Annotated in this window: 16 protein-coding genes; 1 reads left to right on the plus strand and 15 read right to left on the minus strand. The window is 59.3% G+C overall.

Going from position 1 to position 14,293, the window contains the following annotated elements; genetic code table 11:
* Positions 1–207: 207 nt before the first annotated feature.
* The 8 genes from B5526_RS15440 to coxB all read right to left on the minus strand — a co-directional run bounded on the left by B5526_RS15440 (position 208) and on the right by coxB (position 6,581).
* Positions 208–1,146, minus strand: a complete 939-nt coding sequence (locus B5526_RS15440; protein ID WP_433994627.1) for a heme o synthase — start codon at positions 1,144–1,146, stop codon at positions 208–210.
* Positions 1,147–1,251: 105 nt separating this feature from the next.
* Positions 1,252–1,680, minus strand: a complete 429-nt coding sequence (locus B5526_RS15445; protein WP_079545022.1) for a c-type cytochrome — start codon at positions 1,678–1,680, stop codon at positions 1,252–1,254.
* 36 nt (positions 1,681–1,716) lie between these two features.
* A complete protein-coding gene (locus B5526_RS15450; RefSeq protein WP_079539244.1) occupies positions 1,717–2,010 on the minus strand; it encodes a GYD domain-containing protein in 294 nt (97 codons plus the stop codon).
* Positions 2,011–2,043: 33 nt separating this feature from the next.
* Entirely contained in the window at positions 2,044–2,445 is a 402-nt protein-coding gene (locus tag B5526_RS15455) for a cytochrome C oxidase subunit IV family protein (protein WP_079539246.1), read from the minus strand.
* A 9-nt stretch (positions 2,446–2,454) separates the two neighbouring features.
* Positions 2,455–3,177, minus strand: a complete 723-nt coding sequence (locus B5526_RS15460; RefSeq protein WP_079539248.1) for a heme-copper oxidase subunit III family protein — start codon at positions 3,175–3,177, stop codon at positions 2,455–2,457.
* A gap of 16 nt (positions 3,178–3,193) precedes the next feature.
* Complete coding sequence (locus B5526_RS15465; protein ID WP_079539249.1) at positions 3,194–3,898, minus strand: cytochrome c oxidase subunit 3; 705 nt, start codon at positions 3,896–3,898, stop codon at positions 3,194–3,196.
* Positions 3,895–5,670 carry a cytochrome c oxidase subunit I gene (locus B5526_RS15470; RefSeq protein ID WP_079539251.1) on the minus strand — a complete coding sequence of 592 codons (1,776 nt, stop codon included), beginning with the start codon at positions 5,668–5,670 and terminating at the stop codon, positions 3,895–3,897. The genes B5526_RS15465 and B5526_RS15470 overlap by 4 nt, the downstream gene beginning before the upstream one ends.
* Before the next feature lie 77 nt (positions 5,671–5,747).
* On the minus strand, positions 5,748–6,581 hold the full coding sequence (gene coxB / locus B5526_RS15475) for a cytochrome c oxidase subunit II (RefSeq protein ID WP_079539253.1): 834 nt from the start codon (positions 6,579–6,581) through the stop codon (positions 5,748–5,750).
* 543 nt (positions 6,582–7,124) lie between these two features.
* Here coxB and B5526_RS15480 point away from each other — a divergent pair.
* The gene (locus tag B5526_RS15480) at positions 7,125–8,024 is read left to right on the plus strand and encodes a DUF2189 domain-containing protein (RefSeq protein WP_079539254.1); all 900 of its coding nucleotides are present in this window, start codon (positions 7,125–7,127) and stop codon (positions 8,022–8,024) included.
* A gap of 241 nt (positions 8,025–8,265) precedes the next feature.
* Here the strand turns inward: B5526_RS15480 and glnA are convergent, their stop codons facing one another.
* The 7 genes from glnA to cobA form a co-directional block, all read right to left on the minus strand.
* Positions 8,266–9,696, minus strand: a complete 1,431-nt coding sequence (glnA, locus tag B5526_RS15485; protein ID WP_079539256.1) for a type I glutamate--ammonia ligase — start codon at positions 9,694–9,696, stop codon at positions 8,266–8,268.
* 173 nt (positions 9,697–9,869) lie between these two features.
* Positions 9,870–10,052, minus strand: coding sequence for a hypothetical protein (locus tag B5526_RS15490; RefSeq protein ID WP_079539258.1), 183 nt, complete (start codon positions 10,050–10,052; stop codon positions 9,870–9,872).
* A gap of 359 nt (positions 10,053–10,411) precedes the next feature.
* Positions 10,412–10,729: a hypothetical protein gene (locus tag B5526_RS37735; RefSeq protein ID WP_154071321.1), complete on the minus strand. Its 318-nt coding sequence runs from the start codon at positions 10,727–10,729 to the stop codon at positions 10,412–10,414.
* Positions 10,730–11,022: 293 nt separating this feature from the next.
* The gene (locus tag B5526_RS15495; protein ID WP_079539260.1) at positions 11,023–11,217 is read right to left on the minus strand and encodes a hypothetical protein; all 195 of its coding nucleotides are present in this window, start codon (positions 11,215–11,217) and stop codon (positions 11,023–11,025) included.
* 263 nt (positions 11,218–11,480) lie between these two features.
* Positions 11,481–12,137, minus strand: a complete 657-nt coding sequence (gene bluB / locus B5526_RS15500) for a 5,6-dimethylbenzimidazole synthase (RefSeq protein ID WP_079539261.1) — start codon at positions 12,135–12,137, stop codon at positions 11,481–11,483.
* Positions 12,134–13,489, minus strand: a complete 1,356-nt coding sequence (locus tag B5526_RS15505; RefSeq protein WP_079539263.1) for a cobyrinate a,c-diamide synthase — start codon at positions 13,487–13,489, stop codon at positions 12,134–12,136. The genes bluB and B5526_RS15505 overlap by 4 nt, the downstream gene beginning before the upstream one ends.
* Positions 13,486–14,280 (minus strand): uroporphyrinogen-III C-methyltransferase, encoded by a 795-nt coding sequence (gene cobA, locus B5526_RS15510; RefSeq protein WP_079539264.1) that lies wholly within the window; start codon positions 14,278–14,280, stop codon positions 13,486–13,488. Before cobA ends, B5526_RS15505 begins: the two co-directional genes overlap by 4 nt.
* Positions 14,281–14,293 lie beyond the last annotated feature (13 nt).

Raw genomic sequence — 14,293 nt, forward strand, 5'->3', positions numbered from 1 at the left:
AATGGGCTGCTGCCGATTAGGCTTACGTAGAGTGCGTTTTGCACTCCGATGTCCCGAAGGCGCGCGATCCCCGGCATCACCCAGCACGTGCTGACAACGCAGCTTCGCGGACCCGCAAGCTCCGCGGCGCGCGACTGAATCGGCCAATGTGCTACGCATTTTTGTCACTTGCAGAAGACACCGCGAAACGAAGCGAAGGACTTCGCTCTAGTGGGACTGAGCGTGGGGCGCGGCATTCATCAGCAGCACACCAAAAAGGAGGACCAGATAGAGCATCGAAAACACGAACAGGCGACGAGCAGGCCGCCTTTCCCCGTCATTGCTCCGACGTACTTGCCATGCGAGAACAATCATGATCGCTCCGAGCATCGCCGCAGCCGCGCCATAGATGGCCCCCGCGAACCCCAGTGCCCAGGGTATCAGTGAGGTCGGAACCAGAAGAACGCTATAGAGAAGAATCTGGCGCTTTGTTTCGGCCCTGCCGGCCACGACCGGCAACATCGGCACACCGGCGCGAGCATATTCTCCGGCAAGATTGAGCGACAGTGCCCAGAAGTGGGGTGGTGTCCAAAGGAAGATGATCAGGAACAGGATGAGCGGTTCGAGCCCGACATTTCCGGCGGCCGCAACCCAGCCGATCACCGGAGGGAGTGCGCCAGCCGCACCACCAATGACGATATTTTGCGGTGTCCGGCGTTTGAGCCACATCGTGTAGACCACGACATAGAAGAAAATTGTGAAAGCAAGCAGCACAGCCGCGGCCATGTTCAGCAAGGTGCCGAGGGCCAGAATGGCGCACATGCCAAGCATCAGTCCGAAAACTAATGCTTCCGAGCGCGACACACGGCCGCTCGGAATTGGACGCATGGCGGTACGCGCCATCACCGCATCGATGTCGGCGTCGTACCACATATTGAGCGCACCTGCGGCGCCAGCTCCGGCAGCTATGCAAAGAAGAGCAACGACACCGGTGAAGGGATCGATGCCGCCTGGTGCGACCATGAGACCGACTAGTGCAGTAAAGACGACCAGCGACATAACGCGCGGTTTCGTCAGCGCGACATAGTCCCCGATGTTGGCATAGCTCCCGCGAAGAATTGAACGATTGATTTGCATGAGATTAATGCCTCGTCTTGCAAGCGACATGGCGACCTCTTTCAGTCCGATACTCAAAAAAAGCCATCGGTTTTAGAACACTCTTGTCCGGCAGTCTCCGGAAGGCGACAGGCCCCGGTTTCACCGACTGCGCCGCTACTGCACCTTCGCGAATTTTCTTCCGGCAGGGATAGTCCCTGCCCCCTTCTTCTTTCCCGTAGAGTCGAACTGTTTGAGATAGGCGACGACATCGTCAATTTGCTTCGGATCTTTCAAGCCTGGAAAAGTCATTTTGGTACCGGGTATCTTGGCCTTCGGATCCTTGATGTATTCGCGGAAAGTTTCTTCATCCCAGGTGATGCCGGAATTCTTGTTTGCGGGAGAATAGCTGTAGCCTTCAATCATCCCGGCCTGTCGCCCGAACAGCCCGTTGAGCACCGGGCCGACGGCGTTCTTTGCGTTCTCCCCGATTTGGTGACACGCCTTGCATTGGGCGAAAATCTTCTCGCCCGAAGCCGCATCCTGGGCATGCCCAGGGACGATCGCGAAGATTGCGGCCCCGAGCACGAGAACGAGACTGCGCATCCGTCCGTGGCCGTCCATGAGCACACCGTTGGTAGACTAGCTCAGCGAGTTGATGATTTCCCGATAAGCCGCCTCGGGAAACGCTTTCAGCGTGCGCGTCCGGACGTTTCCCAGCATGCCCAGCTGCAGGCTGAAACGTGCCGCCACAGCGTCTTCCGGAGCTTCGAAGATCGCAACCATGTCATAGTCGCCCATGGTCAGGTAGAAGGATTTGAACTCGCCGCTCATATCTTTGAGAGCTTTCTTCGCAGCGTCCAGACGACGTGGCGAGTCCTTCGCCTTCAGGATTCCCTGCTCGGTCCAATTTGCAAGCATGACGTAGGTGGTCATAGCCGTCCTCCTTCTGGTACGAGGCAATGGTGGCTACGCGGTTGGCGCAAAAAATATGACCCGCAGGAGATGCGTGTAGTCGGATTCGAACACCATGATCGCCACAAACACCAACACCAAGACCGGCGGCAGCAGGATGGCATAGGCCAAGGCCAACCGCTCCCAGGCCATGTGCATGAAGACGGCGACGATCAAGCCAGCCTTCAACACCATGAAGAGCAGGATCAGCGACGGTCTGAGATAACCGTGGATGCCAAAGAAGTCGACGAGATAGGAGCAGGTGGAGAGAACGAACAACCATCCCCAGACCACGAGATAGAGCTTGATCGGATGCTGCTGGCCCTTTGTGTGCGTGGCTCCTGATGCAAGAGCCTCATGCATGTGAATATGCAGCGAAGGTTGTTGCCCTTCGACATGTACCGCTGTGTTTGTCATGCGCCAACCTCACCAAAGGTAAAAAAAGGCAAAGATGAACACCCACACAAGATCGACGAAGTGCCAGTACAGGCCGGTGATTTCGACGATCTCGTAATACCCCTTCCTGCTCGTGAAAAAGCCGCGCCGTTCGACGTCGAAATCTCCCCGCCAAACCTTTCGCGCGATGGCGATCAGGAAAATCACGCCGATCGTCACGTGGGTGCCGTGGAAGCCAGTGATCATGAAAAAGCTAGAGCCAAACTGCGCCGCGCCCCACGGGTTGCCCCAGGGCCGGACGCCCTCCATGATCAGCTTGGTCCATTCGAAGGCCTGCATTCCGACGAACGTTGCGCCAAATGCCGCCGTGGCCAGCATCAAGGCTGCGGTTTTGGCGCGATCGCGGCGGTAACCGAAATTGACGGCCATCGCCATCGTCCCGCTGCTGCTGATCAGGATGAAAGTCATGATGGCGATCAGGATGAGCGGGATTTTCTTATCTCCGATCGTGAGGGCGAAGACTTCGCTGGGGTTCGGCCAGGGCACAGTCGTGGACATTCGCGCCGTCATATAGGACAGCAGGAAGCAGCTGAAGATGAAGGTGTCGCTCAGGAGGAAGATCCACATCATGGCCTTGCCCCACGAGACATTCTTGAACGCGCGCTGATCCGAGGACCAGTCGGCAGCAATGCCTTGCCAGCCTGCAGGCCGCGTGATGGATGTTGCGGTGTTTGTCAGCGCAGTCTCTGCCATTGCGTCTCGGCCCTCCCTAAGTGAGCAGCTGGCGACAGATGTCGACGAAATCGTCTGTCCAGCCCGTCAGCAGACCGAGCAAGACCAGCCAGACCAACAGCAGGAAATGCCAATAGATAGCGCAGAGCTCCACGCTCAGACGTACCCGCGTCATCGCAGCGCCACGCCACACCTTGGCGGTCGTTCTGCCAAGGGCCACCAGACCGCCCATCAGATGCAACCCGTGCACCGCAGTGATCAGGTAGAAGAAGGAATTGGCTGGATTGGAGGCGAGAAAATAGCCTGCGACGCGCAGCTGTTGCCACGCCAGGAGCTGCCCGACCAGGAATGTAACGGCAAACGCTCCCCCTGCGCACAGGCCGATGATTGCACCGTCCGTGTCGTCCCGGCGCGCAGCCACATGCGCCCATTGCAACGCGACACTGCTCAAGATCAGGACGCCGGTGTTAAACCACAGCAGCCTGGGCACGGGCAGCGCCCGCCAGTCCACCATGCTCATGCGCATCGAGTAGGCGCTGATGAAGAGCGCGAACAACGAGCCGACCACCGCGAGAAACACGCCCAATCCGATTTTCGCCGGCGGCAGGGACGAAGTGCTCCCCTCGCGCAAATCGACGGCTATTCCTTCTTCCAGCCAGGGCTTGGCTGCCAGCCCTTGCTGCGAGAGCCACCATCCCGCAATTGCCGCTATTCCAGCCATGAACAGGATAATGGCGCTCATGGGTGGGCCGCCTGCGCCAACAATCCGGCCGGCGGTTCATTTTGCGGCACGAAATCCCGCGCGGCGCCGGGTACGCTGTAATCGTAGGCCCAGCGATAGACGATAGGCAGATCCTTGCCCCAGTTGCCATGCCCCGGCGGGGTCTCCGGTGTTTGCCATTCCAGCGACGCGGCTCCCCAGGGATTGCCGCCAGCCTCTTTTCCTTTGAACAGGCTCCAGATCAGATTGAACAGGAACACAAGCTGGGCGAAGCCGACGATCAAGGCCGCCACGCTCATGAACGCGTTGAGGTCATGGGCGGATGCCGGGACGAAGGCCGTTTCGCCAATGTCGTGGTAGCGGCGGGGCATGCCCAGCAGGCCGAGATAGTGCATGGGGAAGAAAACCGCATAGGCCCCGAGGAACGAGACCCAGAAGTGGAATCGTCCAAGCGCTTCATTGAGCATTCGTCCGGTGACTTTCGGATACCAATGATAGATCCCGCCAAAAACGGCCATAATCGGCGCAATGCCCATCACCATATGAAAGTGGGCGACAACGAACATCGTGTCGGACAACGGAACGTCTACGACCACGTTGCCGAGAAACAGGCCGGTCAGGCCGCCGTTTACGAAGGTGATGATGAACGCCAGCGCGAACAGCATCGGGACGGTGAGATGAATGTCGCCGCGCCACAGGGTTAGCACCCAGTTGTAAACCTTGATGGCGGTCGGGATGGCGATGATGAGCGTGGTGGTGGCGAAGAAGTACCCGAAGTACGGGTGCATGCCGCTCACATACATGTGGTGCGCCCACACAACGAAGCTGAGGGCGCCGATTGCCACGATAGCCCAAACCATCATGCGATAGCCGAAGATGTTCTTCCGCGCGTGGGTGCTGATCAGATCGGAAACGATGCCGAAGGCCGGCAAGGCGACGATGTAGACTTCGGGATGGCCGAAGAACCAGAACAGATGCTGGAACAGGATCGGGCTGCCACCTCCATACTTCGTCAGCTGGCCCATCTCGACCAGTGTGGGCATGAAGAAGCTGGTTCCCAAAATGCGGTCGAGCAGCATCATCACCGAGGCGACGAACAGCGCCGGGAAGGCCAGCAGCGCCATCACGGTGGCCGTGAAAATGCCCCACACCGTCAAGGGTAAACGCATCAACGTCATGCCGCGCGTACGCGCCTGCAGCACCGTCACCACGTAATTCAGCCCGCCCATGGTGAAGCCGATGATGAACAGGATCAGAGAGGCCAGCATGAGAATGATGCCCCAATCCTGTCCGGGGGTGCCGGAGAGAATCGCCTGGGGTGGGTACAGCGTCCAGCCGGCGCCGGTGGGCCCGCCAGGCACGAAAAAGGTCGAGGCCAGCACCACGACTGCGAGCAGATAGACCCAGTAGCTCAGCATGTTCACATAGGGGAAAACCATGTCCCGGGCGCCGACCATCAGCGGGATAAGGTAGTTTCCAAAACCTCCCAGAAACAGCGCGGTGAGAAGATAGATCACCATGATCATGCCGTGCATGGTGATAAATTGAAGATATTGGTTCGGATCGATAAACGAAAACGTGCCGGGGAATCCGAGTTGCAGCCGCATCAGCCATGACAGCACCAGCGCAACCATTCCGATGGACATCGCCGTGATCGAGTACTGGATGGCGATAACCTTGGCGTCCTGCGAAAAGACGTACCTCGTCCACCAGCTTTTCGGATGATAGAGCTCGACCTCCGCCACTTCAGCCGGCGGGATGCCTGCGATTGTGTCAAACGGGACATCGACCATCGTAATGCCCTCCTTGGTCTTCCTCTATTCAGCGAAGAGTTCGCCTCACGACATTCAGCGTCTCTTCGTCGATACTCTCATTCGGTGCCTATCTTATAAGCCGCCTTCGCGACGCTGCGATTCCCGGATAATTCGGCGAATGTTTTCTGCTTCTCCAGCCACGCGTGATAATCTTTCTGTTCCTCTACGATGACCTTGCTCCGCATCTGCGCATGTGCGGCACCGCAGAGTTCCGCGCAGAGAACCTCGAATGTTCCGGTGCGGGTGGGCGTGAACCAGTAATATGTAACCGAGCCCGGTATCATATCCATCTTCGCCCGGAACTCGGGCACATAGAAATCATGCAAGACGTCAATTGAGCGCAGCAATATCTTCACCGGTTTTCCGACTGGCAGGTGCAAGTCGTCGTTTTCAATGACGATGTCGTCTTGTCCGGCGGGATCGTCGCGATTCAACCCGAGAGGATTCTCGGAACTGACGTTGCGGGCATTGGAGGTCCCAAGCCGGCCGTCCTTTCCGGGAAGCCGATAGCTCCAGAGCCACTGCTGTCCCACGACCTCGACCTCGGTCGCATCGGCCGGAACGGTGACGAACTGGTGCCAGACAACGAGCCCGGGTGCCAACATGGCTGCGACGCCGATGGCAGTCCCGACGCTGAGCCACCATTCGAGCTTCTTGTTTTCGGGATTGTAGGCTGCCTTCCTTCCCTCCTTGTGCTCAAAGCGGAAGACGCAGTAGGCCATGAACGCGACGATCGCAAAGAAAACCGCCCCGGTGATCCAGAACGTCAGGGTGATCGTGTTGTCGATGTAGCTCCAATTTGAGGCGATCGGCGTCCACCACCACGGGCTGAAGAGGTGAAACAGCACCGAGGCGACCGCGACCAAGAGCAGTATGATTGCTACAGCCATCCCTCATTCATCCTCGCCGTTAAGGGCTACGGATACGAATTAGAGGGCGGAGCTCACGCCTATCGCAATGGCCGAATTCACATTCGCCATCGTCGTGTCTCTTGCCTCGCCCATTCAACCGGTCGCGACGTCAAAACATGACACAGAGCACACGTTACGACCGCAATCTCATCGGAACTGGGGGCGCTAGAATTTCAAGATGGTACGCGTCGAGCTTGGCGTCAAGAGGAGTATGCCGCGCCCTCGTCCGGCGCTTGTTATCCGCAATGCCGCGTGGGCCGGCGAGCACCGTTCGGCACCAATGGTTTTTGACGCAACGCAACAAACGATTTGTGCAGATGCACAATTCAACTGTGCGTGCTATCTCGCTTGAATCGCGCTAACCTCACCTCACAGGTCGCGACGGGTTTCGTCCGGCGAAGCTCCTTTTCGTTGAACTTGGTTTGCCGTACTCGGCTCGATCGCGATTTTCGCACATGGGGCGAAACGCGTGACTTAGGGCGCCGTTTTCACCACGGCGACCACGAGCAAGGAGACCGGACCATGGCCACACAATATTTCGCAAGACCTAAACTACAATTGTTCGGCATCTCCACCGCATTTGTCGTTCGCAAAATCGGTCTTTCCGACTTAAGCGACGCGTTGCGCCTGGGCTGGGAAGACTTCAAGGCCATACCAACTCACGCCATTGTCCTGTGCGTGATTTATCCCGTTCTCGGTCTTGTTCTGTTCAGACTGGTCGTTGGCTATTCCGTGTTGCCGCTGCTCTTTCCGCTGGCAGCCGGTTTTACGTTGATTGGTCCCTTTGCCGCGCTCGGCCTCTACGAGCTCAGCCGCCGCCGCGAGCGCGGCGAGGAAGCCGCTGCGTGGGATGCTATGCAGGTGCTGCGCGCACCGTCTTTCGGCGCCATTCTCGGACTCGGCATGCTCCTGTTCGCCCTGTTCTTGACCTGGATCGCCACCGCGGACGCGATCTACGTTGCAACCTTCGGCCACGCTCCGGCTGCAACCATCCCTGACTTCGCGACGCGTGTGTTGACGACACCGGAAGGATGGTTGCTCATTATCGTCGGCTGCGGCGTCGGCTTCCTGTTCGCGGTCGTGGCTCTGTGTGTCAGTGTTGTGTCGTTTCCGTTGATGCTCGACCGGCATGCGTCTGCGATAGACGCGATCCGGACGTCGTTGCGGGCCGTGATGGAGAATCCATTTGCGATGGCCGTATGGGGGCTGATTGTTGCGGCACTGCTGGTGATCGGTTCGCTACCGTTGTTCGTCGGTCTCGCAGTCGTTCTGCCGGTGCTCGGTCATGCCACCTGGCATCTTTATCGGAAGGTGGTGGAGCCTGACCCGAATCCCCCACAAGAGGAGCCCCGCCCTGCGATAGGTCACCGCTATGCGGCAGATTTCCCGGCCTCTCTATTCCCGTGGAGTCATGAGCGCTAGTCGTAGGAGTGAAAATGGGAAAGCCGGGATCGCGCCGCCGATTTTGTGTCTACGGTCGCTGGATCTAGTTACACGCCCCCAGCAACGCATGGGCATCAGCCAACGGCGAGCACTCGCGCGGCCCTCGCGGGGAACATGCGCTAGAGCCTGATTCAACTCAGTTGAATCAGGCTCTAGCGTTATTGTTTTGTTTGAGCATGATCTTTTCGGAAAACCGGTTTCCACTTTTCCGGATCATGCTCTAGATGTCGTAATAGAGATGAAACTCGTGGGGATGGGGGCGCAACCGGACGGCATCGACCTCCCTTTTTCGCTTGTAGTCGAGCCAGGTTTCGATCACGTCGCTGGTGAACACATCGCCGCGTAACAGGAACGCGTGATCGCGTTCGAGCGCGTCAAGCGCCTGATCCAGCGATCCGGGCGTCGATTTCACCTCCTTCGCCTCTGCGGGCGGGAGATCATAAAGATTCTTGTCGATCGGCCTTCCCGGATCGATCCGGTTGTTGATGCCGTCAAGGCCGGCCATCAGCATCGCGGCAAAGGCCAAATAGGGATTGCAGGAGGGATCCGGCGAACGAAACTCGACGCGCTTTGCCCGCGGGTTCGGCGAATACATCGGAATCCGGCAGCAGGCTGAGCGATTGCGCTGGGAATAGACCAGGTTGATCGGAGCTTCGTAACCCGGCACCAGACGCCGATAGGAGTTGGTGGTCGGGGCGCAAAGCCCGCACAACGCCCAGGCGTGACTCAGCAACCCACCGATGTAGTAGCGGCCAAGCTCGCTCAGCTCGGCGTAGTCCGCCTTGTCGTAGAACAGGTTGGTCTCGCCCTTCCACAGACTCTGATGAACATGCATTCCCGAGGCGTTGTCCTCGAACAGCGGCTTTGGCATGAACGTCGCGGTCATGCTGTGCTGACGGGCGGTGTTCTTTACCACATATTTGTACATCATCAGGTTGTCGGCCATGCGGGTGAGTGTGGTGAAGCGCATGTCGATCTCGTTTTGGCCGCCGGTCGCGACTTCATGGTGATGGGCTTCGATCGCAATCCCCAGCGACTCCATCGTCAGTACCATTTCGGTGCGGAGCGCCTGCATGCTGTCGGTTGGGGGAACCGGAAAGTATCCCTCTTTCGGGCGCGGCTTGTGGCCCAAATTCGGCGCTTCCTTCTTGCCGGTGTTCCAGCTGCCTTCGCTGGAATCGATTTCGTGGAAGGCGTAGTTGATACCCTGTCCGTAGCGCACATCGTTAAATACGAAGAACTCCGCCTCCGGGCCAAAATAGCTCGTATCGGCGCGGCCGGTGCCCTTGAGGTAGGTCTCGGCCTTCTGGGCGATATAGCGGGCGTCACGGCTATAGGATTGACCGGTCAAAGGATCCCTGATGTTGCAAATCAGGACCAGCGTCGTCGCCGGGGTGAATGGATCGACGAAGGCGGTCGTCGGGTCCGGGACGACCAGCATGTCGCTTTCCTGGATCTCCTGGAAGCCGCGGATCGATGAGCCGTCGAACCCGATGCCTTCATCGAGAGCATCGATATTCACCGCGCTCGGCGGAACGGAAAAATGCTGCCAGACCCCCGGCAAATCGGTGAACCGCAGATCGATCATCTGGACCTTCTCGTCCTTGATCGCCTTCAGGAGATCTTCGGCTGTCGCACAATTCGGAACCATGGCTTTACTCCTGTAACCGAGAGGAGGCACTTTGAAGATCGTGTCGCCGTTCAGCCGCTGCGAAGTGACCTGGGGCGGATTTTGGTCCGCGTTCCACCCGCTGCCGCACCGGCCTGATCCGGCGTGGCGGCGCTCGCATTCAGGCACACCTTGTCACGCGCGAATCGGCAGCTTCAGCTTTGGTGCGGTCCGCGCATGAGCTTCATGGCGTCTTCGATATGCCGCCAGTCTTTAGCCAGTTCGAACTCGCCTTTTGCTTCAAGCTCGATGGCGTTCCGGGCAGCTTCCGCTATGGCCCGGGCGCCGTGTGCTTCCAGCAACTGTCGCGCATAGTCATGGATTTCGATTTCTCGCATGGCGTCATGCTCCTCTTGTTCTGCGCGCGACCGAGAACTCCAGTCGGGGCAGCAGGACCGTAGACGTTGACACCCATCAAGCCCCCGCAGTCTGCATCCTGGCGCGGGACGTTTGCAAGAGCCACTTCAGATCATGGGCCGCCAAGATCCGGCACTTGCAGCCATTCCACGACGGGAATGCCGTAGTACCTCTTCTGCCCGTGCCGTGAGCTTTCATTAGATATACAGTATGAGCATTGGCGATGAGTATTGGCGTTCCCGCTCTGCGCGGTGCGCTATTCCAACCCGTGCTCAAAGTCGCTTCCGATCAAGGTCACCTCGCGCCGTCCGGTCGTGGGCCAGATGGTTGAGCAGATCCGTCAGCAAGGTTGATCGGTTGCTCGATCGCCGGGATGGGTTCCTCGACAACAAGCATGGGAAGCTCCGACGAACTCTGTACCGTCAAATGATATCGGATTGCGGCGTGCCCTGATTTCTTTGACAATACGTTGCGCCGCTTTCCTTAAATTGTTATCGCGAAGCCCTTCGCCGCGTGGGCTATTTTTCATTGCTCGTTGCCAAAGATCATCGAGGGCTTTGGCCGACACCCTCGACATATCGGCGACTCGCTTGGCGTCCAGACCGGAGGTCGGCTTCGCCGGGTCTTCGCGGCGCGCCACTGTGTCCATTTCATGCATCACTTTTCTCCTTCTTCCAGCGACGTGGTGCCTGCGGCCCTCGGTGGCCGACTTGCCGCCGCCGCCAGGCGGACCAGCGCGGCGGCGACGTCAGCGAGAAATAGAAATATGAGAGGTTGGCCACAATAACGGGAAGCCGACAATTCTGGCCAAAGCCACAGCACATATGGCCATGCAGGTGAACTCCAGGGCAGCGTGGTCGAGCGCGTGAATTCAGGTAGCCGCATAAGATTGTTCCGCCGAAGAATTACGGACCTGGTGATAGCTCGTGCCGCCCGGTCGGCGGTACGGCTTTAGAAATCGAACGTTGACCAGGGCTGATGCTGGGCGCGCCATTTCGGGCCGGGGCCACGCATGTAGTGCAGCTCGGGCCGGTAGCCGCTGAACAGGTCCTTCACCAGGCCGTGAACGACATTGGCGAAGCTGGAGGTCGAACCCGCTGTATCGCGAGCAGAACCTGACAACGTGTTTGCGTCTATGGTTCTCATTGATGAACTCCTCGCATTGTCTTGCCGCCCCGAACATCGGCGGTTACGACCCAAAGCGTAATCGTAGAGAGAAGGACCTGGCCATTGAACGGAGGTTGATCGGTACGTTACATTTGGCTGAGAAGAGCATACCTAGGTTTAAGATCGGCCACCCGGTGCACACGTCGTGCGCACGCAGCCCTCTAAAACATTGAGAAAAATTGAACTCTCGCTCCAATCCATCATGAGCCTGTTTGGGAGGTGCTCAATTGCAATGTTGTCTGTCAGCGTTTGAATATCAGGCGCTCGGTGCTCAAACGTTCCTGCCAATTGTGGCGCTCGAGTTCGGGATCCGTGTGCTCCTCCACGGGCCGGCCAATACAGAGATAGGCAATCAACGTCCAGGTGTCGGGCACTTCAAGTATCCGACATACGTTCTCCGGTTCGAGGATCGAGATCCAGCCAAGCCCAAGTCCCTCGGCGCGCGCCGCAAGCCACAGCGTCTGGACTGCGCCAACAACCGAATATTGCAGGGTTTGCGGCATGGTTTGACGGCCGAGGCCACTGCCCGCCTTTGTTGCCTCATCGGCAAAGACAGCAAGGTGCACGGGGGCCGCTTCGAGTCCTTCAAGTTTTAGTCTTGCATATTGCGCGCGCTGTTCGCCGTCATAGTTTTCGAGCGCCTTCGCGTTGGCGCGGACAAAACTCGACCTCACCGCTTCCCGGCATTGCGCGGTCTCGACAAGCACGAACCGCCAGGGCTGGCAATGTCCAACCGAGGGAGCGTGGCTCGCAAGTTCAAGCAACGACCGAATCAAGGCCGGATCGATGGGATCGCGGCGAAAACGTCGGACGTCGCGCCGCCACAGCACGAGATCGCGGAACGCTTGCCGAAACGCGGCATCGAATTCCCGAGAAGATGGACCGGGCGTTTCGCTCATAGGCCCACTCGGTCGATGACATGGAAAAACGTGCCGGTTATCGAGCCCTGTCGCACACCTTGTTCGGGCACTTCAGCGCCTGCAGCATCCCGGCAATCAACGAGCGGATCGCCGCTCGCCAAAACCGTGCTCGCATAGTGGAACTCGTGGCCAAGCACTTCCGTTCCCTCCGCACCCAGCGAACAGGCCACGCGAAGTCGCGCGCGTCGATAGCCCAGATGCAGCCTGCGGTTCGCAAAAGAGGTTTCGAGCCCGAGCAGACCGGTCATTTCGTGCTTGTTCCCGCCGGCGTCCTCGAGGCCGTGCCCCAACACCATGTAGCCACCACACTCGCCGTGGATCGGAATCGAGCGGTGGGCAAGCTTCTGGAGACCGCTTCTGAAACCATGAGCAGACGCGAGCACGCCGGCATGGAGTTCCGGATAACCACCGGGCAACCAGACGGAGTCGGCTGACGCATCGGGAGCCTCGTCGGCGAGCGGCGAGAACGGAATGATTTCCGCGCCCGCAAGCCGCCATTGCCGAACGAGATGCGGATAGATGAACGAAAATGCCCGGTCCTGCGCCAGCGCAATGCGCTGTCCGGGCGGGCGCAATCGGGATTGTGCTCGATCGGATTGGTCGTCGCGGATGGCCGTCGCAGCCTTCGCAGGCCGCGCAGATTGCCTGATCGCATCGAGATCGATGGCAGCCCCAATAACATCGGCGAGAACGTCCAAACGTTCATCGATCGCCGGCAACTCCCGGGCCTGCACCAGACCGAGATGCCTCTCGGGCAGCGCGAGACGATCGTCGCGCAGGATCGCGCCGAAAACGCGCATCTTTAACCGGTCGAAGGCCGGCGCGAGCAGCGATAAATGCCGTTCGCTTGCCAGGCGATTGAGAATCACGCCCGCGATATCGACGTCGTTCCGATATCTTGCGCAACCGAGCGCCACGGCCGCCGCCGTCTCGGTCTGGCCGGTGACGTCGAGCAGGAGCACAACCGGCCACCCGAGCAGAGAAGCGAGGTCCGCGGTCGCGCCAGACCCGCACTGCCCTCGTGCCGCGGCACCGTCGAACAGTCCCATCACACCTTCAGCAATGCAGATATCCGCGCCTGCGGAGACTTTGGTCGCGAGGGTTGCAATCAGGTCCTCTCCCATCGCCCAGCTGTCGAGATTGTAACTCGGCCGGCCCGCGGCGATCTCGTGGAACGCCGGGTCGATATAGTCCGGACCGCATTTGAAGGGCTGCACGTGAGAGCCTCGGCGCCGAAGCGCACGCAACAGCCCGAGCGTTATCGTTGTTTTCCCGGCACCCGAGCGTGGCGCCGCGATGATAAGGCCTGGCGGTCCGAGGTGAGGAATCATCGCCAGCCAACCATATTGGCCAGAAGCTGTTGCCTCACTCCCGCGATGGCACCGACGATCACGACCGCCGGCGCGCTGACGCCTTGGGTCGCGGCGTCTGCGGCGGCCATCCCAACGGAGGTTTCGATGATGCGTTCCTGCGCCGTCGTCGAGGAACTGATGATCGCGGCGAGCGTATCGGGAGGCATGCCGCCGCGTTGAAACGCGGCCATGATCTCGGACAAATTGGCCATCGGCATATAGACGATGATCGGCTGCCCGGTACGCGCCAACTTCTCCCACTCGGCTTGCGAGGTCCCGTCCGCCGCCCGGCTTCCCGCCACCAGGATGACGGCATGGTTGGTCTGGCGCATTGTCGCCGGAATACCGGCCAACGCCGCAGCCGCAAGCCCCGATGTAATGCCGGGAATGATCCTGAAGCGAAGCCCGGCCCGCGTCAGCGCCAACGCTTCCTCTCCGCCGCGCCCGAACACAAAGGGGTCGCCGCCTTTCAGGCGCAGAACGCGTCGCCCCATCCTGGCGCGTTCGATCAGAAGTTCGTTAATGTCGGCCTGTTGAGCCGAGGGCCTGCCGCCGCGCTTGCCTGCAAAGATCAGCTTTGCTTCCTTGTCCGCCAATCTCAGGATACGTGGATCGACGAGGGCATCGTGAACGACGTCGTCGGCCACCTGCAACGCGTGTAGCGCATGCAATGTCAAAAGCCCGGGATCGCCTGGACCCGCACCGGCAAGCCAGACTTCGCCTGGCGCGAACTCCGGGAAATTGGGGAGGCTATCGGTGAGCGGCTTCATGGGGAAATCGTGA

The sequence above is a fragment of the Bradyrhizobium lablabi genome (genome assembly GCF_900141755.1).
GTDB classification, from domain to species: Bacteria; Pseudomonadota; Alphaproteobacteria; order Rhizobiales; family Xanthobacteraceae; genus Bradyrhizobium; species Bradyrhizobium lablabi_A.